General features: G+C 52.2%; 14 protein-coding genes. 9 read left to right on the plus strand and 5 right to left on the minus strand.

Features of this window, described 5'->3' with window-relative positions:
- Positions 1-74 precede the first annotated feature (74 nt).
- The 4 genes from C173_RS32900 to C173_RS15980 all read left to right on the plus strand — a co-directional run bounded on the left by C173_RS32900 (position 75) and on the right by C173_RS15980 (position 9,363).
- A complete protein-coding gene (locus C173_RS32900) occupies positions 75-4,634 on the plus strand; it encodes an S-layer homology domain-containing protein (protein WP_051478090.1) in 4,560 nt (1,519 codons plus the stop codon).
- Between the two features lie 110 nt (positions 4,635-4,744).
- Positions 4,745-5,887 carry a response regulator gene (locus tag C173_RS15970; RefSeq protein ID WP_036726327.1) on the plus strand — a complete coding sequence of 381 codons (1,143 nt, stop codon included), beginning with the start codon at positions 4,745-4,747 and terminating at the stop codon, positions 5,885-5,887.
- Between the two features lie 92 nt (positions 5,888-5,979).
- On the plus strand, positions 5,980-6,702 hold the full coding sequence (locus tag C173_RS15975) for a GntR family transcriptional regulator (RefSeq protein WP_036726328.1): 723 nt from the start codon (positions 5,980-5,982) through the stop codon (positions 6,700-6,702).
- A gap of 276 nt (positions 6,703-6,978) precedes the next feature.
- Positions 6,979-9,363 (plus strand): phosphoketolase family protein, encoded by a 2,385-nt coding sequence (locus C173_RS15980; RefSeq protein ID WP_036726330.1) that lies wholly within the window; start codon positions 6,979-6,981, stop codon positions 9,361-9,363.
- A gap of 65 nt (positions 9,364-9,428) precedes the next feature.
- Here C173_RS15980 and C173_RS15985 read toward each other — a convergent pair whose 3' ends face one another.
- Together C173_RS15985 and C173_RS15990 are read right to left on the minus strand one after the other, a co-directional pair.
- Positions 9,429-10,298: a TIGR03915 family putative DNA repair protein gene (locus C173_RS15985; RefSeq protein WP_081751196.1), complete on the minus strand. Its 870-nt coding sequence runs from the start codon at positions 10,296-10,298 to the stop codon at positions 9,429-9,431.
- Positions 10,298-11,608, minus strand: coding sequence for a putative DNA modification/repair radical SAM protein (locus tag C173_RS15990; protein WP_235191910.1), 1,311 nt, complete (start codon positions 11,606-11,608; stop codon positions 10,298-10,300). The genes C173_RS15985 and C173_RS15990 overlap by 1 nt, the downstream gene beginning before the upstream one ends.
- Positions 11,609-11,801: 193 nt before the next feature.
- Between C173_RS15990 and C173_RS15995 the strand changes: the two genes are divergently transcribed.
- From C173_RS15995 to C173_RS16005, 3 genes are all read left to right on the plus strand, one after another.
- Positions 11,802-11,993 carry a hypothetical protein gene (locus C173_RS15995; RefSeq protein WP_036726332.1) on the plus strand — a complete coding sequence of 64 codons (192 nt, stop codon included), beginning with the start codon at positions 11,802-11,804 and terminating at the stop codon, positions 11,991-11,993.
- A gap of 281 nt (positions 11,994-12,274) precedes the next feature.
- Positions 12,275-15,091, plus strand: coding sequence for a glycoside hydrolase family 3 C-terminal domain-containing protein (locus tag C173_RS16000; RefSeq protein WP_442792643.1), 2,817 nt, complete (start codon positions 12,275-12,277; stop codon positions 15,089-15,091).
- 157 nt (positions 15,092-15,248) lie between these two features.
- Positions 15,249-16,535, plus strand: coding sequence for a glycoside hydrolase family 18 protein (locus C173_RS16005; RefSeq protein WP_036726365.1), 1,287 nt, complete (start codon positions 15,249-15,251; stop codon positions 16,533-16,535).
- Positions 16,536-16,637: 102 nt separating this feature from the next.
- Here C173_RS16005 and C173_RS16010 read toward each other — a convergent pair whose 3' ends face one another.
- Complete coding sequence (locus C173_RS16010) at positions 16,638-17,033, minus strand: hypothetical protein (protein ID WP_036726335.1); 396 nt, start codon at positions 17,031-17,033, stop codon at positions 16,638-16,640.
- 384 nt (positions 17,034-17,417) lie between these two features.
- Here C173_RS16010 and C173_RS32905 point away from each other — a divergent pair, with 384 nt between their 5' ends.
- Together C173_RS32905 and C173_RS16020 are read left to right on the plus strand one after the other, a co-directional pair.
- The gene (locus C173_RS32905; protein ID WP_051478091.1) at positions 17,418-20,387 is read left to right on the plus strand and encodes an S-layer homology domain-containing protein; all 2,970 of its coding nucleotides are present in this window, start codon (positions 17,418-17,420) and stop codon (positions 20,385-20,387) included.
- Between the two features lie 135 nt (positions 20,388-20,522).
- Entirely contained in the window at positions 20,523-21,428 is a 906-nt protein-coding gene (locus tag C173_RS16020; protein ID WP_036726336.1) for an AraC family transcriptional regulator, read from the plus strand.
- Between the two features lie 118 nt (positions 21,429-21,546).
- On the opposite strand, the gene C173_RS16025 is transcribed toward C173_RS16020, so the two are convergent.
- Both C173_RS16025 and C173_RS32910 read right to left on the minus strand, forming a co-directional pair.
- Positions 21,547-22,569 carry a hypothetical protein gene (locus tag C173_RS16025; RefSeq protein ID WP_235191911.1) on the minus strand — a complete coding sequence of 341 codons (1,023 nt, stop codon included), beginning with the start codon at positions 22,567-22,569 and terminating at the stop codon, positions 21,547-21,549.
- Positions 22,530-22,904, minus strand: coding sequence for a helix-turn-helix domain-containing protein (locus C173_RS32910; protein ID WP_051478092.1), 375 nt, complete (start codon positions 22,902-22,904; stop codon positions 22,530-22,532). Before C173_RS32910 ends, C173_RS16025 begins: the two co-directional genes overlap by 40 nt.
- Between the last annotated feature and the right edge of the window lie 192 nt (positions 22,905-23,096).

Here is a 23,096-nt window from a genome sequence, read left to right on the forward strand (position 1 = left end):
CAAGCGGTCTATGAACAATAGGAAGTGTCGGCTGATCCCATAAAAGTCCCATTAGATGAGGAGTACACAAAAAGATGACAATATCGAAGAAATGGAACAAAGGATGGTCCCGAAGTCTGGCCGCCTCTTTGTCGATTGCGCTGGTCACCGCCAACTTTGCGGTGCTTGGGCCAGTGGCTCATGCGGCAGTCGCGGAGAATGACGGTACGGAACAAATTTTTACTTCGGAGAAGTACCGGAGTTTCACCAATCCGGATAGCGGAGCTGTTAACCTAACCTTCCCGGAGCTATTTATCACTGCAGATTCCGGTGAAATGATGGACGGGGCTACGGTTGTAATCAATGGTTATAAGTCAGGTGACAAGATTACATTCGCCACATCCGGCACTGGAATTACAGTTGCCACCAGCGGGGGCAACGGAGCCTACATCTTAAAAGGCAATGCGCCGGTTGAAATCTACCAGCAGATACTGGAGAATGCCCAGTTTACGATGACCTCGCCGGGTGAACGCAGCCTGACCTTCGGTCTGGGGCCTGTGCTCGCTTTTAATAAAAATGGACATTTCTATGAGTATGTGACACAAAACAGCATCAAATGGACGGATGCCCGAGTGAAGGCCGAGGAGCGGACCTACTATGGACGCAAAGGGTATCTAGCGACAATTACTGACCCGGCTGAGAACGCTTTTATTGCGGAAAAGGCTCAAGGGATTGGCTGGATCGGCGGGAAGGACGTAGCCCGTACAGAAACCAACGGACGGGCCAATACACGTGTCTTCACCTTGCAGAACAATAAATATAACGGTTATGGTGATTGGCGCTGGGTAACCGGACCTGAAGGAAAGCTGCAGTACGAAGGCAAATCCGGACTTCCTTTCTATAAGGGTTACAATGCTAGTGGTGGGAGGAATGATTCTGCCACAGTGACGGATCTTACTTATGGGATTGGTACTAACCATATCATGCATAACAACTGGGATGCAGGAGAGCCGAATGACTCTACCTACGAACATGTAGTGCATATTTTTGCAAGTGGAAAATGGAACGATTATCCGATTGATAACATCGTGAATGCTTACCTCGTTGAATACGGCGGTATGGAAGGCGATGCCAACTCCAGCATCAGTACTACCATAACACTGGTGGACAAAACCCCGCTGAAGCAGGACAACGAGACAGCAGAGGGCTATCTTGGTCTTGAGCCGCAGGAATATACAAAGGCCTCTCTGGCGGTTCTCAAGACTGCAACGGATGCTGCCAACGCTGTCCTTGAAGATGAGCATGCGTCTCCTGAAGAAGTTGAGGCCGCCCGTAAGGGTCTGGAGGATGCCATTGCCGGACTGGTGAAGCAGCCGCCAGTGGCTGATAGCGCAAGCTATACCGAGGGCAGCAACAACCAGGTATCTATTAAGTTTGACAAGCCTATCAAGTTCAATGCGGATGATACCGATACTACGGATGACTTCAGAGTGACATTGGACGGAAGACTGGTCGATGTTACGCATGCTGTAGTGTCTGATCAAGATCCTAGTGTCATTATTCTGACCCTGGCCAGTCCGCTGTCCAATGATCCTGTGGTTCGAATCGAATATGATGCCGCAGAGTCGGCAATCCAGGCTCAGACACCCGGGAAAGAGCCAGTGTCCGACTTTACGCTCATTGCTAACGGACCGTTCGGTGATTCCTTGGAAATTCAGACGCCTGCTAAGGGAACAGAGGTATATGGAGCAGACTTCCCGCTCCCGGTAACCGGACAAGCTGCACTCGATTCGGTGGTTACGGCTGCTGTGTATAAAGTGGATGTCCACCCGAATGCGCATCTGTTCGACCTTGAGGTAGGGATTACCGTAACCGATGATGTCTATAAGTGGGACACCAAGCTGCCGGGTCCGCTGGCACCGGGCTCCTACCATGTGGCGGTGACTTCGACCAAGACATTCGGCGATGAAGTAAGAACAGAAACGAAGCTGGTGCCGTTCACGGTACCGCAGCTGGAATTGACCCATGTGGCGGTAAACGAAGGCCAGCCGGATCACGCGGTATTGACGTTCAACCAGCCTGTAGGCTCTGCGTTGACTGATGCTGATCTCACCGGACTGACCATTGATGGCCGGAAGGTTATTGCTGTGAAGTCCGTACAGGGCGACAAAGTGGAAGTCGTTCTGGAGGAAGCGCTTGGTCCTGATGATGCGCTGATCGTAGGGTACGATCCCGCTGCCGGTAATGTTACGGCTGAAGGCAACGTTCTGAACGAATTGAAGCCGATCCAGGCCGGCGAGCAGTCAGGCATCACGAAGAATAACAATGTGATTCCGCTTCAGCTCGTTGCTGCTTATCCCGAAGCGGGGCAGCTCAAGCTGGTGTTCAATAAGCCGATCAACGATCTGACCGATCTGGCCGGATTCACTTACGGCGGCGTGCCGCTTCAGGCACCTTTTGAGATTAACGGCAATGAACTGATCGTTTCAATTCCCGCTGATCATAACGGTGGCATGTTGAGCTACGATCCAGAGCTTGGCAATGTTACGGAGAACGGCAACAAGAATAACCCGCTTACGGGATTGCAGCCGGGCATTGACCTAGGCGGGGATGGCAAATATATCGCCGACGGCGGCAAGCTGCCGGAGAACGGTCTGGGATTAACGGCAGGGGATAAGCCGGTATCGCTGAGTCCAGCCTTCCAGCCGGATGTACCAAGCGGCTATCAGGCGACCGTGCCTAATGAGACGGGGACTATTGCGCTGAATCTTGCCCCGGCAGGAGATAACGATACGCTGCGCAAGGTTAGCTTGAACGGTGTAGAGGTTCCTGACGGAGACTGGAGCAAGCTGCCGCTTCAGGAAGGGCTGAACATCATCCAGGTAGATATTGTGGATGCGAAGCGTCCGGGCGTTAAGCTGGGGCAATACCAAATTCAGGTTATCCGCGCAAGCGGGAAGCTCGTATCGCTTGATCCTTCGAGCGGCACACTGCAGCCTGAGTTCAAGCCTGAAACTGCAAGCTATGATGTATCCGTAGCGAACAGTGTATATGAAATGTCATTTAAGCCGGTTACACTTGATCCTGGTGCTGTGGTAACACTCAGTATTGCCGGTGAAGCTCCGGTAGAGGTTACAAACGGTCAATGGAGCAAAGCGCTCCCTCTAAAAGTAGGCAAGAATGAAGTTCTGGTTACCGTCAAGGATTCCGCAGGCGGAACGAATACGTATACAATGATCATTACCAGACAAGAGCCTGTATCTTCAGGCGGAGGCGGAGGTTCCGCTCCGGCTCCAGCAGCTCCTGAAACATCCAAGACCGAAGTGATTCAGGTGGATGTGGCCATCGGCGGAGCCAATGCAGCTGGCATCACGAAAGTGCCTGTACAGCGTACCACTCAGAGCAATGGCATGATCACTGATCTGGTCCGCTTCACCAAGGATAAGGCTGAAGAAGCGGTGAAGATGGCGAAAGAGACGGGACAAAGCATTGCCCGTGTAGTCATCCCGGATGCGGCGGACAATGTCAGCGAAGTGAATGTCCAGATTCCGGCGGAAACCGCCAAATTGCTGAAAGAGAACGGCATTGTACTGGAAATCTATACGGAGAATGCAATTGTGCGTGTTCCGAATGAATCGCTGGAAGGCATCGGACAAGACTTCTATTTCCGGCTGGTGCCGGTGAGAAGTGCAGCAGAGCGGAGTGAAATCGAGAAGAGAGCCACGCTTGAAGCTGTGGTCCGCGAAGTGGCGAAGGACAACAAAATCGAAGTGGTCGCCAGACCGATGACCATTGAGACGAACCTGTCCAGCAGGGCGGTAACCCTGATCCTGCCGTTAAGAGATGTGAAGCTGCCTGAGAATGAAGCGGCGCGTAATGCATTCCTGGCACAGCTCGGTATTTTCATTGAACATACCGACGGCACGAAAGAGGTTGTCAAAGGCAAAGCGGTTACCTATAAAGAGGGACTGCTTGGACTGGAATTCTCGGTAAGCAAATTCAGTACCTTTACGATTATCAACTTCAATAATCAGTCGCCTGCTACACATGTATCCTATATCGTTGGCTTCCCGGATGGTCAATTCAAGCCGGACGAACGGGTAACGCGCTCGCAGATGGCACTCATGATTGCCCGGAATCTGGGCTATGATGCTAGTGCGGCTGTAGGCACTCCTCCCTTCCCGGATGTGGCTGTCCGCCATTATGCGGCAGCAGCCATTGCCTTTGTGAATGCACAGGGCGTGATGAAGGGTGATCCGGCCGGGAAATTCCGGGGCAATGCACCGATTACGAGAGCAGAGATGGCTGCTGCTGCAGCCAACTACCTGAAGCTTGCCGTACCGGCAGACGGAAAATCGGGCTTCAGCGATACCACTGGACATTGGGCCCAGGCGGTAATTGAAGCCAATGTGTCGGCAGGCCTGCTCAAGGGCTACCCGGACGGAAGCTTCAAGCCGAATGCTTACCTGACCCGGGCGGAAGCTGTAGTCATTGTTAATCAGATGTTTGACCGCGGCCCGCTCCATGGAGCAGATGCTGTGAAATTCCCGGATGTCTCCAAGAATCATTGGGCCTACCTGGACATCCAGGAGGCTGTCATCGACCATCAGTACCGGATCGACAGTGAACAGAAGGAACAACGGGTTACAGAATAAATGGATAGGGGTTGGAGGAGAGATCATTTCTCCTCCAGCCCCTAAATCATTAAATTTGAAGTATAATGGTTATAAAACCGTACCGATTTCCAGTTGCGAAGGAGATCCGAATGAGAGCAATCCTGATTGACGATGAAGAATTGGCACTAAAGGCTTTGGAACGCCAATTGCATGCGCTTGGTTGTTTCGAGATTATCGGCAAATATACCGATCCGCTGCAAGGGCAGCAAAAGGTAGAGGAGACCGAGACCGATATTGTGTTTCTCGATATTCATTTACCGGAGCTGAGCGGGATTGAGCTGGCGGAAAGGCTGCTGGAACGGAGACCCGATCTGCAGGTTGTATTCGTAACGGCATATGATAAGTATGCGATCAAGGCTTTTGAGCTGAATGCCCTGGATTATTTGCTTAAGCCGATTCATACGGACCGTCTGAAGCTTACAGTTCGGAGATTGAATGCTCAGCAGAAGCCTGGCCTGGCAGGCCGGGCAGCGTCAGCGCAGACAAGCTGGAGAATGCTGATGCTCGATGCCTTCCGGATCTACGAAGGGAGTCAGGAGCTTCCGTCACTGCAATGGAGAACGGCGAAGGCGCAGGAAATCTTCTTTTACCTGCTGCATCATCGCGGCAAAGTGGTCAGTAAAGCCACTCTGATTGAATTGCTGTGGGCTGATTTTGATCCGAACAGGGCCTATCCGCAGTTATATACGGCTGTGTATCATATCCGCAAAATGCTGGAGCCCTTCAGCAGAGAACGGATTCTCCTGCAAAATACGGCGGACGGCTATCTGCTCAAGCTGAATGGAATCTGCCTGGACGTTGATGAGTTTGACCGCTTTATCCAAGCGGGGTTAGAGCTCTCGAATGACACACTGCCCGAATACGAACGAATCCTGAAGCTGTTCAAGAGCGAATATCTGGAGGGGTACGATTATGTGTGGGCGGAGCTTGAGCGGCAGAGATTCCAGCTGCAGTGGATTCGGCTGAAGCTGAATCTGGTCCGCTGGTATATGGGGAATGCAGAATATGAACAGGCCTTCAAGCACATTGAACAGGTCTGCACCCGCTATCCGTTAGAGGAGCAGGCGCAATTATTGTACATGCAAATATCGGATAGAATGGGCTTTCATTTTCTGGTGCAAAGACAGTATGTATTGCTGGAAACGGTCATGGAAGCAGAGGTTGCGGAGAAACCGAGCCGGGAGATTGTCAAATGGTATAGGGATTGGGACAACAAGCGTCAAAAAGGGTGAATCCGTGGATTCATCCTTTTTGCCCTATCTAAATTATGATATATTTAATCTTGAATATTTCGTTCTGCAAAGTTCCGGCGAAGGAGAACCCCATGACCCAATTTGTCTACAAGCAGATTATTGCTGACCTCAAAACGAAGATCTTTGCCGGGCAGTACGCCGATATGAAGCTGCCGGATGAGCGCAGTCTCAGCGAGGCGTATCAGGTTAGCCGCAGTACCATTAAGCGTGCGCTGATGAAGATGGAGAGCTCGGGCATTATTTTCAAGAAACGCGGCTCCGGCACCTTCATCAATCCGTTATACATAAAGAACGATTCGATCTTCAATTACGAAGGCTCTAATCTGGGGGTGTCGGATAACTTCCAGATGCACGGCAAGAAGCCGGAGATCAAGGTGCTGAGCTTCGAGGTCATCCGGCCCACGGAGGAGATTCAGCGGGATTTGTTCCTGATGCCCCATGATTTCGTGTATAAGATCGTGCGTCTGCGCCTGTTTGAAGGTGCGCCTTTCATGATTGAGACGGGATATATTCCGATCAAAATTGTGCAAAATCTCGACCAGACGATTATTGAGGGGTCGATTTTTCATTATCTGGAGGAGTCGCGCAATCTGGCGGTGACCAAATCTTTTTTGTCTATTTTTGCCGGGCCTTCGCTGCTGAATGATCAGGAGCTGCTCCATCTTAAGGAGAATGAACCCGTAGGGATTATGGAGGGGATCTTCTTCCTGGATAACGGCACGCCGTTCGAATTCTCGCATATGCGCTTCCATTATGAGTATCTGAAGTTTAACACTTTCGTATCTGTGCATTAACGGATGGACGGTGTAAATAGCATAACTGAGGTATAGCAGGCCGGGCGGAATCCCGGTCTTTTTAGCGTTTTTTAGTATAACAAATTAATCCATAATTATAAAAATAAAGATTTTTTTGTGCGTGATTTGCAGAGGAATTCATACTATGTTCAAAATTTCACAATATTGGACCGTATTAATTTCTAAAAAGATTGAATTTCTGAAATGCCGATGTATGATGTAAATGTAGAAGTGATACATTCAATTTACAAAGAAAAATTTAGGGAGTGGAAAGACATGGGATTAACAATCGAACAGGTGGATTATTCCTCCAAAACGTATCTGGCAAAGCTTGACGCTTACTGGCGTGCAACGAACTACATCTCCGTAGGCCAGCTTTATTTGAAGGATAACCCGTTGTTAAGAGAACCGCTGAAGGATGCAGACGTCAAAGTGAAGCCGATCGGACACTGGGGCACGATCCCTGGGCAGAACTTTATCTATGCGCACCTGAACCGCGTTATCACTAAATATGATCTCAACATGTTCTATATTGAAGGCCCGGGCCATGGCGGCCAGGTGATGGTATCGAACTCTTATCTTGACGGAACCTACACCGAAATCTACCCGCAGATCACTCAGGACATCCCTGGTCTGAAAAAGCTGTTCAAGCAGTTCTCCTTCCCTGGCGGTGTTGCCTCCCATGCAGCTCCTGAAACACCCGGATCGATTCATGAAGGCGGCGAGCTTGGTTACTCCCTGTCGCACAGCGTGGGTTCGATTCTGGATAACCCTGACCTGATCTCAGCAGTCGTTGTAGGTGACGGCGAAGCAGAGACCGGTCCTCTGGCCGCTTCCTGGCTGTCCAACCGGTTCATCAACCCGATTACAGACGGTGCTGTATTACCGATTCTGCATTTGAACGGCTTCAAGATCAGCAACCCGACGATTCTGTCACGGATGAGCAGAGAAGAATTAACCGCATATTTTGCCGGAAACGGCTGGGAGGCATTCTTCGTAGAAGGCGAGAACCCGGATCTGATGCACCCGGAAATGGCGAAGGTCCTGGATACAATCGTAGAGAGAATTGCCGCCATTCAGAAGAATGCCCGTGAAAATAACGATACTACACGCCCTGTATGGCCGATGCTGGTCTTCCGCTCCCCTAAAGGCTGGACCGGTCCGAAATCGTGGGATGGCGTGCCGAACGAAGGCTCCTTCCGTGCCCACCAGGTGCCGATTCCGGTCGATCAGAAGAACATGAAGCATGCACCAGCCTTGCTTGAATGGCTGAACAGCTACAGACCTGAGGAACTGTTCGATGAGAATGGCCGTTTGAACGCAGATCTGGCGGAAATTCTGCCAACCGGCGACAGACGTATGGGCATGAACCCGGTAACCAATGCCGGCAAACTGATCAAAGACCTGCACAAGCCGAATTTCCGCAACTATACTCTCGATAATTCCGCCCCAGGCCAAGTAATTGCACAGGATATGGCCGTACTGGGCAAATACCTGAAAGAGGTTGTAACCCTCAACGAAGAGAACCGCAACTTCAGAATCTTCGGACCGGATGAGACTATGTCTAACCGTCTGGGACCAGTATTCGAAGTGACCAAGCGTCAATGGATGGATGCCATTCAGGAACCGCAGGATGAATTCCTCGCTCCCTATGGCCGTGTCATTGACTCCCAGCTGTCGGAGCATCAGGCAGAGGGGATTCTGGAAGGGTATGTACTGACTGGCCGCCACGGATTCTTCGCCAGCTATGAAGCCTTCCTGCGCGTGGTCGATTCGATGATCACCCAGCACTTCAAGTGGCTGCGCAAGGCTACAGATCAGACCTGGAGAGAAGACATTCCTTCCCTGAACGTGATCGCTACATCGACAGTGTTCCAGCAGGACCATAACGGTTATACCCACCAAGATCCGGGTCTGCTCGGCCATCTGGCTGACAAGAAGCCTGAATTTATCCGTGAGTATCTGCCGTCCGATGCGAACAGCTTGCTGGCTGTGTTCGACAAGATCCTGAATGACCGCCAGAAGATCAACCTGATCGTATCCTCCAAGCATCCGCGTCCGCAGTGGTTCTCGGCTGACGAAGCTCAGGAGCTGGTGGACAAAGGCCTTAAGATCATTGACTGGGCCAGCACCGACAAAGGCGGAGAGCCGGATCTTGTTATCGCTTCTTCGGGTACCGAACCAACTATGGAAGCCTTGGCTGCCATCTCGATCCTGCATGAGAAGCTGCCTGAGTTGAAGATCCGTTACATTAACGTAGTCGATCTGCTGAAGCTGAGAAGCCAGAAGCTCGATCCGCGCGGCTTGTCTGACGAAGAGTTTGATCAATTTTTCACAAAGGATAAACCGGTCATCTTCGCCTTCCACGGCTATGAAGGCCTGATCAAAGACCTGTTCTTCGACCGCCACAACCACAACCTGCATGTGCACGGCTACCGCGAGAATGGCGATATCACTACACCGTTCGATATGCGTGTACTGAACCAGATGGACCGCTTCGATCTTACGAAGGAAGCTGTCCTGAGCCTGCCGGAAGCAAGCAAATACCAGGCCATCGCTGACGAGATGGACGCCATGGTGCAGAAGCATCACGCGTACATCCGTGAAGAAGGCATCGACCTTCCAGAGGTTGAGAGCTGGGTATGGAAGGCTTTGAACTAAGCTCTAGATGATCGTGTTATTTCATTAATAATATAGTAGGCTTCAATTAAGGAGCGCTCAGGTAGTCATGTTGATGGCTGCGGAGCGCTCTTTTTGTCCAATGATTGGAGCTGGATTATGGTCTCCGGGACCTCCGGCTGCAATGCCTTCTTCCGCTGCGCCGCGGTGAGTACAGGCACACCATTACTGCCGTTCATCTCCACCATGTGCTTCCAATAGCGCTTCGGCATCTTCGAGGAACGCAGCCGGTCATTGCGGCGCTCCTTGATGCCGATGGCATGATAGAAGCCAGTCCATAAGCGGCGGTACGCTTCCTCTGTCTCATCGGGTTCGGGCGGGGTCCACCCGCTTAAGGGCACGATGGCCTCACGCCCGGGCTCATGAATCAGCGCAGCCCTATGGGTCTGATCGTAGATCATGAAGCTCTCCCCCTGGAACCGGTCGCAGAAATGCTCCTGGATCACAGGCAGCACATAACCCTGAGGCTCAATCACTGCGGCCATGACCGGGCCGTATACGGAGAAGCGGACGAAGCCCGTATACAGATGCGCTTCATGCCGGAGCTGCTGGACAGCCTTCATCAGCGTGTTAACGGTGTCATCCGCCAGCATATTCATCACCTTGCGGCCATGCTTGAAGCCGAGATACAGGAAGTTCAGCAGCAGCATTTCCTTCTCGGGAGCGCAGCTCCAGAAGCCCAGACGCACCAACTCCTCGGCTTCGCGGCTGATCCGCAGCGGCAGGGACTTCAGTACCCGTGCGGCCTTGTCTTTGTCGGTCTCAATCCATTTCGCTTCCAGCAGCAGGCCTATTTCCCCGCCTTCAGCATGAATCGCCAGCGGTATCTCCTTCCAGGCATAGCTCTCAAATACACAGCACAGCAGACCCTCGAAGCTTCCGTCATAGGTGTACGCCAGTGCGGACGGCTTGAACATCAGGCCTTCGCTCCCTTGTTGAAGCTGTTCCAGTCCCCGGCGGCGGGCAAGGTGGAGAGGTTAAAGTCGTCGAACAGCGTGAGCTGCTCCACCTGCGGCTGCTGGAGAGCGAGCTGCTCCCCGGACATGAGTGAGCGAAGCAGCGTATGCTCGCTTACCTTCAGCCCCTCCAGCGGCTTATCCTTACAGGTGATGAAGAACTGGGCACGCTTGATGACCACGCCCAGCTTCTTCAGCGCATGGAAATCGAGCGATCCGGCCCGTCTGGCCTTCACGATCCGCTGTGCGCTTCTTACGCCGATGCCGGGTACACGCAGCAGCATTTCGTACGGGGCGCGGTTGATCTCAACGGGGAACTGCTCCCGGTGGTTAACGGCCCAGCTGCATTTGGGGTCCAGCAGCGGGTTGAAGTTCGGCACAGCCTCATCCAATAATTCATTCGCCTTGAAGCCGTAGAAGCGCAGGAGCCAATCGGCTTGATAGAGCCGGTGTTCCCGCAGCAGAGGCGGCTTGGTGTCTAGAGCGGGCAGGAGGGAATCCTCTACTACAGGGGTATAGGCCGAGAAAAATACACGCTTGAGTGCGTATTTGCGGTATAAGCCTTCCGTCAGATTAAGGATCTGGTAATCGGTATCCGGCGTTGCCCCCACGATCATCTGGGTGCTCTGTCCGGCCGGAGCGAAGCGGGGCGCATGATTATACCGGACGATATCGGAGCGGTTCTCCTTGATCCGGCTGGTAATTAGCCCCATCGGCTTCAGGATGGATACCTTGCTCTTATCGGGGGCGAGCCGTCCGAGACTCTCCTGCGAGGGCAGCTCGATGTTGACGCTCATGCGGTCGGCGAGCAGGCCAAGTCTGGACAGCAGGGCTTCGTCTGCTCCGGGGATGGCTTTTACATGAATATAACCGTTGAAATGATAGACATTGCGCAGCAGCTCAAGCGCTGAGATCAGCTGCTCGGTGGTGTAGTCCGGATTGCGCATAATGCCTGAGCTAAGAAATAGTCCCTCTATATAATTACGGCGGTAGAATTGCATGGTGATATCTGCGATCTCTTCAGGGGTGAAGGCTGCCCGGCGAATGGGGTTAGATTTGCGGTTAATGCAATAGGCACAATCATATACACAGCCGTTGGTCATAAGCACCTTCAGCAGCGAGATACAGCGGCCGTCCGCCGCGAAGCTGTGGCAGATGCCCATCGCGGAGGTGTTGCCGAGCGCCCCGGCCTGGCCCTTGCGGTCGGAACCGCTTGAAGTGCACGCTACATCGTATTTGGCGGAAGCGGTCAGAATCTCTAGTTTCTCCATTACATCCACGGTCTCAATCCCCCTCATATGTGAGCATTATATATCGAACATACGTTCTTGTCAAAGGTATACCCCCCTTCTTGGCCGCCTGTAAAATGTATGCGCATTCCTTCTTGTGCTATAATAGAAACTGATGGTTCATGGAATGAGGAATCATACGGTTATTGAAATCCCGGTTAGGAGTGTTGCTGAAGTGAGAGGATATAACATATGGCGGCCCATCATGCTGATTGCGGTTGCGCTGCTGACAAGACAGTTAGTGACAAGTATTTGCCTTATGTTCGGCATGTCGCAGGAATCGGCAGGCAGTGTAGCCATGCTGGGCATGATCGTTGCCGCTCTTATTATGTACAACCGCATGATGAAGGGCCGCCGCCGCAGATAAAATCAATAGAAGATCCGGCCGTATCTCTTTCAGGCGGAGCGGATTGCATAGGAACAGGCTTGAGAGACGCCCGCACAGGTGTCTTTTTTATTAGAGGTGTCTTTTTAGCTGGAAAAATTTATGCAGACAGATGTGCATCCCGGCGATCCGGCAAGCGGTGCTTGAATAATCTGGCTGGAGCTTATATTCTTAGAAGGATATGCTATATGATGGACCATACAGATTCAAGGCAACGTATATTCCCTGCAGGGAGGGCGTTATCTATAGAATCAACCCACAGCATGGGAAATGAACATACAGGAGGAAACCAATTGAGTACACAGAACATTGGAGTGCCGTTAGAGGGTTTTGCAGAATTTAGCCGGACGGTAGCCGCAGAGGGTGCGGTACTGCTTAAGAATGAGGGACAGGTGCTTCCGCTGGGTAACGGTGAGAGCGTCGCTGTTTTTGGCAGAATACAGGTGAACTATTACCGCAGCGGTACAGGATCGGGCGGTAGCGTTCACGTTGCATATACGACGAATCTGCTGGATGGACTGCGCAGCAAGAAGAACATTAGCGTGAATGAAGAGCTGGCTGCAGCCTACGAGGCTTGGATCGGGCTTAATCCGTTCGATGACGGCGGCAAGGTATGGGCTGCGGAGCCGTGGAACCAGAAGGAAATGCCGCTTACGGACGAGCTGGTGAAACAGGCAAGAAGCCAGTCAGCCAAAGCGGTTGTTGTCATTGGACGTACGGCGGGCGAGGATCAGGATAATGCCGATACCGCAGGCAGCTACCGGCTGACGGAAGATGAGAAGGCGATGCTTGTCTCGGTTACGGCTCATTTTGAACAGACGATTGTGGTGCTCAACGTATCCAACATTATCGATATGAGCTGGGTAAATGACGCCGCTTATGTGAACCCTATCTCTGCAGTGATCTATTCCTGGCATGGCGGCATGGAGGGCGGCCACGCGATCGCCGATGTTCTGGCCGGCGAGGTTACGCCAAGCGGCAAGCTGACGGACACCATCGCTTATTCCATTGAGGATTACCCGTCGACCCGCAACTACGGCAATGAGTTCAAGAACCTGTACGAGGAAGATATCTATGTGGGCTACCGTTATTTCGAGACCTTCTGTCCCGATAAGGTTCAGTATGAATTCGGCTACGGGATCTCTTACACGACCTTCAAGCTGGAGCCGGAGGAAGCGAAGCTGGTGAACCAGGCGGGCGAGCCGCAGATTGAAATCGGCGTCACCGTAACGAATACGGGAGCAGTATATGCCGGTAAAGAAGTAGTGCAGGTGTATGTTGAAGCGCCGCAAGGACAGCTGGGTCAACCGGCCAAAGCGCTGGCAGCCTTCGCTAAGACTAAGCTGCTGGAGCCTGGCGAGTCTCAGCGTCTTACTGTAAGCTTCCCGCTCCATTCCATGGCTTCCTATGATGACGCCGGAGTGACCGGGCACGCTTCCGCTTATGTGCTGGAAGCCGGAACCTACCGCTTCTATGCAGGAACCAGCGTCAAAGCGGTATCAGCAGTGCTTCTGGATGGACAAGAAGGCTATGTGTTGGATGAGCTTAAGGTCGTGGAACAGCTGCAAGAGGCCATGGCGCCTACCGAGAGCTTCATGCGGATGAAGCCGGGTGCCCGCAAGGCAGACGGTTCGTATGAGCTTGTCTCCTCCGAGGTGCCAACGCGCAAGGTGGATCTGGCGGAGCGGATTGAACGCAATCTGCCGCAGCAGCTTCCGCAGACTGGCAATCAGGGATATACCCTGAGAGATGTCCATGACGGAAAAGTTAGCATGAGCACCTTCATTGCCCAGCTAAGCGACCAAGATTTGGCGGCGATTGTCCGGGGCGAAGGAATGAGCAGCCCGCTGGTAACTCCGGGTACGGCATCGGCGTTCGGGGGCGTGAGCGACAGTCTGTTCAGCTACGGCATTCCGGTTGCAGCTACAGCGGACGGCCCTTCCGGCATCCGTATGGACAGTGGAGCTAAGGCAACACAGGTATCAATTGGAACCCTGCTGGCCGCTACATGGAATGCGGAGCTGGTGGAAGAACTGTATGTTATGGAAGGCCAGGAATTATTGCGCAACCAGGTGGATGCGCTGCTGGGACCGGGGCTGAATATCCGGCGCAGCCCGCTTAACGGGCGTAACTTCGAATATTTCTCCGAAGATCCGCTGATCTCAGGAATCTTCGCTGCCGCATGTACACGCGGAATTATGAAGGGCGGCTCTAATGCGACGCTGAAGCATTTTGCCTGCAACAACCAGGAGAAGCACCGCAGTAAGGTCGATGCTGTCGTATCGGAACGCGCGCTGCGTGAGATCTACCTGAAGGGCTTCGAAATCGCAGTTAAGCAGGGCGGAGCCAATTCGATCATGACCTCCTACAACCCGGTGAACGGGCATTGGGCGGCTTCCAACTATGACCTCAACACCACGCTGCTCCGCGGCGAATGGGGCTTCCAGGGGATCGTCATGACCGACTGGTGGGCGATCATGAACGATGTGGTGAACGGAGGGCCGGCAGACCGTAAGAATATGAACTGGATGGTCCGCGCCCAGAACGATCTGTACATGGTCGTTAGTAATTATGGGGCAGAGGTTAATGCTTACGATGACAATACAATTGCATCTCTGGAGAACGGCACGCTTACCCGCGGGGAGCTTCAACGCTGCGCGATCAATATCTGTGAGTTCATCATGAAGGCGCCGGTATTCTCCAGAAAGCATGAGATTATCGAAGCAGTAGATACGTTCAAGGCTGATCCGGCTATCGGGGCTGAGCAGGTGCAGGTGCTGAGTGAGAACGCTCAGGTAACCCCTGCTGTGTCCGGGCCGACCTACATTCAGGCTGACGAGGCGGGCCAGTACCGCATTATTGTCAGCATCATGTCTCCTGAGCCTGAGCTTGCGCAGAGCGCCTGTAACCTGACCCTGAATGGACAAGCGGTAACCACCATTCAGACGAACGGAACGGAGGGCCGGTGGATCCGGCAGAAGCTGGTCAAGGTTGAGCTGGAAGCCGGACGGTATGAGCTGAAGCTGGACTTCGTCAAGCCCGGCCTGCAGGTTGAATGGATTGAATTCAAACAGGTATAGCATCAGGATCATTTATAGCATGAGCAGCAAGGCACCCTCCGGGGTGTCTTTTTTTGCATATGTAAGAATTTACATGTTCCGCCTGATTCCGCATACCCGCAGGGCCGCCGAATAAAATAGAGATAAAAAGGCTACTATGAAGGGATGGCAGGAACGTATGCAAATACATGTAGTGCAGCCGGGCCAGACGCTGTATGGCATTGCGCAGGCCTACGGAGTAAGCACTGATACGATAACTGAGGCGAATCAGCTCTCTGCGCCGGGAAGCCTGGTGGCCGGGCAGGCGCTGGTAATCCCGATTGCCGGGCAGTATTATTGGGTGCAGCCGGGCGACAGCTTCTACAGCATCGCTAAGCGGTTCGGCCTGAAGGCAAGCGAGCTGGCGGAGGTGAACGGGCTGACACTGAATCAGCCGCTACAAGTCGGGCTCCGTCTATACCTTCCCCCTGGACCGAGGCGGCAGGCGGAAGTGAACGCGTATGTGGAGCCCCGGGGAGAGAGTGTCTCCCAGCCGCTGCAGAATGCTGCGCGTGAGGCTGCTCCTGAGCTGACTTATCTCGCACCGTTCAGCTTCCGGATCAAGCGGGACGGAACGCTGGTCCCGCCGCCCCTGGACGGCCTCGCCTCCATTGCCGCAGAGCAACAGGTGACGCTGATGATGGTCGTGACGAATCTGGAGGATGCCCAGTTCAGCTCGGAGCTCGGGCGCATTATTCTGAATGATCAGGAGGTTCAGGACCGGCTGCTTGAGAACATCATCGCGGAAGCGAAGCGGCTGAACTTCCGGGATATCCACTTTGATCTGGAGTTTCTCCGGCCGGAGGACCGTGAAGCGTACAATACTTTTCTGCGGAAAGCGGCAGAGGTCATTCATAAGGAGGGCTTCCTGCTGTCCACCGCCCTTGCCCCCAAGACCAGCGCGTCACAGGTTGGGGCCTGGTATACGGCGCATGACTATAAGGTCCACGGAGAGGTGGCTGACTTCGTCATTATTATGACGTATGAATGGGGCTATAGCGGGGGGCCGGCGATGCCTGTCTCGCCCATCGGGCCTGTCCGTCAGGTGCTGACCTATGCAGCAAGCGAGATGCCTGCCGGTAAAATCATGATGGGCCAGAATCTGTACGGTTATGATTGGACGTTACCTTACGTAGCGGGCGGACAATATGCCAAAGCGCTCAGTCCGCAGGCGGCTATTGATCTGGCAAGGAACAGGAATGCAGCCATTCAATATGACTATAGAGCCCAGGCGCCGCATTTCAATTACACCGATGACGAGGGGCGGCAGCATAAGGTATGGTTTGAGGATGCCCGCTCGATTCAGGCCAAGTTCGATTTGATCAAGGAGCTCAGGCTGCGGGGCATCAGCTACTGGAAGCTGGGCCTGCCTTTTCCGCAGAATTGGCTGCTGCTTACGGATAACTTCAAGGTGGTCAAAAAATAGACCGGAGACCGTGCTGCCAGCGGCGGCGTAAGAAGCTCCACACCAAAACGGATGTGCCCCTGGGAAATGGCGGCACATCCGTTTTTTTTGAAAATATTAGTGTTAGCCCATTAAGCCCTTGAGCCCGCCCAGAAAAGGCCGGATTGACTTGATCATATTGTAGCCCATCTTCATCACCGGCATGGCCTTCTGCACCATTCCGAACATGCCCATGAACCGTCCGAGACCCCCGCCGACGATACCGGCTGCCCCGCCTCCCCCGCCCATCAGCGAGCCGAGTAGAGGCATGAAACCGGATACCTCTGCTTTCCGCGCAGCTGAAGAGGATTTCCGTTTCGGGGATGACCCCTTACGTGTGCCGGGTCTGGACAGAATCACCGCCTCCTGGTTCAGGTCTGTAATCCACCCTACATAGGAACGCCCATTATGCAAAGTGATGCAGACCGGCTGGCCCTTCAGCTGCTGTGCCCGCTTGCGGAGCTTTGTTGAATTTGCCATTCGTCATTCACCTCACTGTTCTATTTACTCTATTTTACTCAGAACCTGAGGGGCGGCTTGTGCGGGTATGGAGTTCTGCGGATTATTTTTGAACAACCCGGGGCTGTCTTTGGGGGCGGGATGATCTAAAAATATACAAATTGTGAATTCAGGTTAATTGTAGTGAAATATTTTACAGTGAAAAAAAGGGAAACGGATATGCTTGTAGAATTACCCAGAAGTACTGGGTTTGGAGTGAGAAAGCATGACTTTAGTCCCGGTTCTAATTCTATTGGGGAGTGACCTAATCTCTTGGCTATCCATCGTTCATTCAGAAATACTTGCTTCATCGTCTTATTATTTATTCTTCTACCATTTGCACGGAGTTACGCCGATGCCGGACAAATGGCAGACATCAAAGGACACTGGGCGGAATCCGATATTCAGCAGTGGCTGGATCAAGGACTTATTACCGGCTATCCCGATCATACCTTCCGGCCGGGGGCTGAAGTATCCAGAGGTGAGTTTGTAGCGCTAGTGAACAGAGCGTATAAGTATTCGGATACGAAGGCTATCAGCTTCAAGGATCTGAAGCCGGAGAATTTTGCGTACATAGAAGTGCAGAAAGCGACCGCTCAAGGATATATCAGCGGATTCAGCGACAATACCTTCCGTCCTGACAAGCCAATCACAAGACAGGAAACTGCAGTTATCCTATCCAGAATATTAGGCTTTGATAGTAAAGGAGCAACGGCCTCCATCTCTGCACAGGACGCGAATCTTATCCCTGCCTGGAGCAGACCCGCCGCTCAGTATCTTCTGGATCAGGGGATCATGAGCAAGAATGCGGCTGGAGCCTTCCAACCGCAGCGCAATATGACCCGTGCCGAGACTGTAGTGGTCATTAAGAAGGCGCTGGCGCTGAGCACAGTGGTCTATGATAAGGCGGGTACTTTTGGCGAGGCTGCAGTTAGCACAGTACAGCATAATGTAAGAATTATAGCTTCCAATGTCACGCTCCGCAATATGCATATCCGGGGTGACCTCGTCATTGCTAAAGAGGTGGCAGATGGGGATGCTTACCTTGAACAGGTTCAAGTAGACGGTGTAACACGTATTGAAGGCGGAGGCAGCAACAGTATTCATATCCGGAACAGCAAACTAAACACAGTATCTGTGAATAGGCTGAATCATGCGGTGAGAGTTGTAGCCGAGGGTACAAGTGTTGTGCAGGACGTACAGATTCTATCCAGCGCGGTTATTGAAGAGAAGGATCTTACCGGCGATGGTTTTGTGAATGTAACCGTGCTTCCTCCTGCCCAGACATCTTCATCAGAGCGCACAGTGGTGCTTGCCGGAGTCTTTAAGAAGGTTTCTGTAGGCGGCAGCCTCAAAGAGTTCAATGTTCGCTCAGGCAGCATAGCTAATTTGCTTATCCAAGAAAACCTGGTAATCCCTACTCTGAATTTCAGCAAGAATGTTGTCATTGATCAGCTGGAAATGAAGAGTAAGCTGAAGATTTCCGGCGAAGGCCAAGTCAAAAGTGTTGTATTGTCGGAAGGTGTACCGGACCCTAAGCTGCCAAAAGAACAACAACCTGCTGCACCTGTAACTGGCAGCGGGGGTGGAGGCTCCTCTAACCCTGGCCCAGGCGGCGGTAGTGGCGGTGGTTCTCCTGATCCGGGTACTGGTGGTGGGAACGGGTCAACTCCTGTACCGGCGCTATCTGTAACCGGAATTACCGCGGCCAATGGTATGGTTGAAGTTCAATTCAACCGGAACCTGGACAGCATACCAGATGCTGCTGATTTCGCAGTTCTCGAACAGGTCAATCATGGCGAGTTTCATAAGGTAGAGGTTACTCTGGTTACGCTGCTTGATAATAAAGCAACAGTACAACTTACAATCCCTTCGATAGCAATTAGCGAGGCTGAGCAATTGGCGGTATACTCCTTGTCATATAAGGGTGGAAGCCCTGTACTATCTGGAGCGATTACTGTGCCTAAGGCTAATGTAAGTGTAACAGGGCGCGTATTTATTCAGCCTTATACAGGGACCAAGCCGTTTCCTGCCTTCAACAAACATTTCTACTTAAGGGGAGCTAAGGATACAAAGGGAACTTATTCGGCTACCACTGTAAAGGACGGAGAGTTTTCTTTTGACAACGTGGTACCGGGAACTTACTTTGTATATATCCCTTTCTCTCCATACAACTATTATTCAGAGGAATTTACAGTGGAAGCAGGGAAGGACTTAGTTCTGCCTGATATCATCATCGTTCAGAAAACACCTGAACCAAAGGTTGAACCAGTCGTGTACACAGATGTTTCTTATCTGAGCGGTAGCATTATGTATCTAGCGCAGCCTTTTAAAGTTAAGGTTGAGCTTGAGGATGGGAAAGAACTGAATATTCACTCTGGAGAATTTTACTCTTTCTTCAGCTTCAGGCTATATGACTATAATCCTAACCTGCTTTTGAAGGACAAAGACAAATTATTTGTGACTCTTTATGATGACAACGGATGGACCTCTGAGCGTTTTGAGGTTACTGCAGTTGAGCGGCCACTGACGAAGATGCCTGTTGTGACTAGCGTGGTATATAATGATACCAGAATCATCAGAGGTACAACGGAAGATTCGTCGAGTGAAATTACGATAACCCGCGAAGATGGCAAACTTGTTCATAATTCCAGCAGTTATGGAGGCGTTTATCAATTATACCTATGGGGCGACACGCCATTTACTGTTGGTGAGAAGCTAATGGTCTATGCGCAAACTTTAGGAAAAAGAAAAAGTGAGCCTACCATTATCACTGTCGTAGCTGCTACTGCTGTAACGGCACGACCGGTTGTAACGGAAACAGTATACGAGGACGATTGGGCAATCTTCGGCACGGCTGAGGGAGAATCTATCGTTGTTGTCAAACGTGCGGACGGAACCATCGTTGGAGAGGAAAAGAGCAGCGGTCAGGAATACGGCGGGAAATATTCGGTTCCATTAAATCCGCGTCCTATTGTAGGGGAGACTCTATATGTAACCGCCAAGGGATACGAAAAACTCCCTAGCAAGCCTGTTGAGGTTGTAGTAGCCAGCAAACCAGTTACTCCGACACCTACGGTGGTTGGTGTGGTTTATAGTGATAGTGCGGTGATAGTAGCCTATGTTCCTCGTATTTCCGGCATCTCAGGTTTCTATCTTAAGACTAAGGATGGTGTTGTAATTGAAGAAGCTTTTACGCTCGGTGAGCAAGGTCACTTCTTGAATGTCAAGCTTGCTCCAAATACACAATATCAAGTGACAGCAGTCGGCCCATTAATGAAAGAGAGTGAACCTTTCTTCTTCACAGTGATAGACCGAGCCAAAGAGACCGAATAATGAAGCGAATATAGTAAAATATCAAAAGGACACCTGCGGGTGTCCTTTTTGATCGACCTTTAATACTGTGCAACTCAAGTCATATCTACACACTAGGCCTCTGCTAAAATCAGCAGTGAAAGGAGGAGGACATCAATGTACGAATGGAATGAGATGGTCCAGCGCATGATTGACTGGGTGGAGGAGGATCTGGCGGTTTCGCCTACGCTGCTGGAGATGTCGAGACATTTAGGCTATTCGCCGTATTACTGCACCCGGCAATTTCATGCGCTGACTGGAATAACGCTGCGGGATTATGTCTGGCAACGCCGGATTGGCCGGGCGGCACTGGAGCTTAGGGACACGGATGCACGCATTCTGGATATTGCCGTGAAGTTCGGCTTTTCCTCTCAGGAGGCGTTCACGCGGGCCTTTCTCAGAGCCTTCAAGCTCACTCCCCATGCTTACCGCAAGGCTCCACAGCCGATTCCGCTGGCCATTCGTGCCGAGGTGTTCTCTCCTTATCATTATCTGATCAGGGAGCGGGATAGAATGAGACAGGTGCATTTACAGGAAGCGGAGATTAAGCTTGAGTTCTTACCGGCGCATAAGTTTATCGGCATCCGCGATATCGGATCTAACAATTACGGAGGATTCTGGAAGAATGGGCATGACTGCGATGAGGTCTCTGGAACCCTGGAGAGTATGTCGCACCATACGCTGCCCGGGCAGCTCGGCCAGACGGCAGGCTGGTTCTATCAGGAGGGGCGCAAAGGCTATCTGTATGGTATCCTTGTCGCGGCTGACTACGACGGGGCGGTTCCGGAGGGCATGGAATGCCGGGATATCCCGGAATCGGAGTACCTGGTCTTTTTTCATCCGCCATTTGATTACTTGCAGGATAATGGGCAGGTGATGCGTATTGTTGAGGAAGTTGCTTGGAACTATGATCCTGCGGTTATGGGCTATGTGTGGGACGAAGAGGAAAAACAGGATTATCAGCGGCATTTCCCCGAGGGTTACGGGTATGCGGTGCTGCGGCCGGTCCGTAAATTAGACTAACTTCAGACAGCAGCTTAAGCAAAAGCATCCGGCGCTTCTGCTTAAGCTGCTGTCTGTTGCACAAAAATTCTACGTCAGGCCAAACCTGGCACTAGAGCCGTTATACATCAATACACTATTAAGTTAGGCCCAGCACCACTTCAGCCAGAGTATCTCCCTGATGCTCCAGCGAAGCAACCTTCGCCAGCAGCTCTGCCTGCTGCTCACGCTGCCGGCCCGTCCAACTGGCTCTGGGGGCAGCGCCGGCTGTTCGAAGTATGGCCGGGTCGGACATCTCCTTATAGTATTTATCCAGCAGGGCAGCCAATTCCCCATAGATTTCCGTCATCGCCGCCAAGGCAGCCTGTTGTTGCGGGTCATGCACCAGCGGCAGAGAGTCGCGTAAGTAGGCGGCGGCGCAGCGGCGGGCATCTGCCAGGGCCATCATGCAGAAGTGATTGACGGATAACCTGCGGCTGAAGGCTTCTTCGTCCGCTGCGGCATACCAAGGGTGATCCTGCAGTCCCTCTCTCCATAGCTCCAGCGCCTTGTATCCTATAGCATAAGAGCTGCTGTTGGACAGGCTCTCAGCCTGCATAGACTCCAGCTTAACGCGCAGCGATGCATATAGATTCTCAAGTGCAGACGGGGCCTCCATCTGATCTCCCAGCCTGATAATCCGGTAAGGCCATTGATCCACATGGAGATACCCTTGGCTTATCCTCGTATGAGCCTGGAACTCAGGATCAGCTTCAAGCTCACTGAAGGTCTCATCGTCAAAATAACTGCGGCACAGCAGCACATCCCCCTCGGCCAGATATCCTGTAATGACTCCCCACTCCGGCGCTACCCTGAGGTTAATCGCAAGTGGCAGTCTGCCTTGGCGGATATCCTCCAGAATCGCCAGCTTCTCGGCTGTGCGCTGCTGCGGCTCCAACCGGTTGGCCCGGCGGGCACTTAGTCCATAAGCCTTGCAGGCGGGAATGGAGTAGTCATAGACGACAAGGGCATCCGCAGCACTGTAGTCCCATACCGGTTCAAAAGCCATTCTCCAGCAGGCTCCCGAATAGCCCATCACCTGCTCGTAGGTGGTCTCTACGCCTCTGGCGGTAAGAGCGAGCGTCATGGCTCCTGCCCAGGAGCAATCCCGACCCCGTCCCATGAGTGGGGAAAGAGGTGCTCCCCGGGGATTAAGCTTAAGCGGTCTGAAGCTACGAACTGGTTCACAAGCTGGGTAACATCCAGCTCCTGCTGTCCATCTGTATAGATTGCAGAGAGCACCACAAGCTCCTGGGGCAGCAAAATGCTGTCAATCGAGTGGTTCAATGCGGCGGATAGCAGGGGAAGGGTGGCTGTCTCCGGCAGAGACTTGCCAGTCTCCCATTTGGATACCGCCTGTGCACTGACATGGAGCAGTTCCGCTAATTGTTCCTGGGATAAGCCTTTTATTTTGCGGAGGGTAGCAATTCGTTTGCCAACTTTGTCACTTACGATCATACTCAGTACAACTCCTATAATGGATTCCGACGTCGTAAGTCTATTATAATCTCCGTTCTCGAAATAACCCATATACTGGAGTAGGGCACGCGGTATAACAAAATCAACTGTAAGTTGAGGCTAGCTATGACGCACCAGCTAGACCCCTTCTCAAAGTGGCTGTGTCCCGCTTTAACCATGATTAATAAAAAA

Origin of the sequence: Paenibacillus sp. FSL R7-277 (assembly GCF_000517965.1) — a bacterium.
In the GTDB taxonomy this organism is placed as follows: domain Bacteria; phylum Bacillota; class Bacilli; order Paenibacillales; family Paenibacillaceae; genus Paenibacillus_AQ; species Paenibacillus_AQ silagei.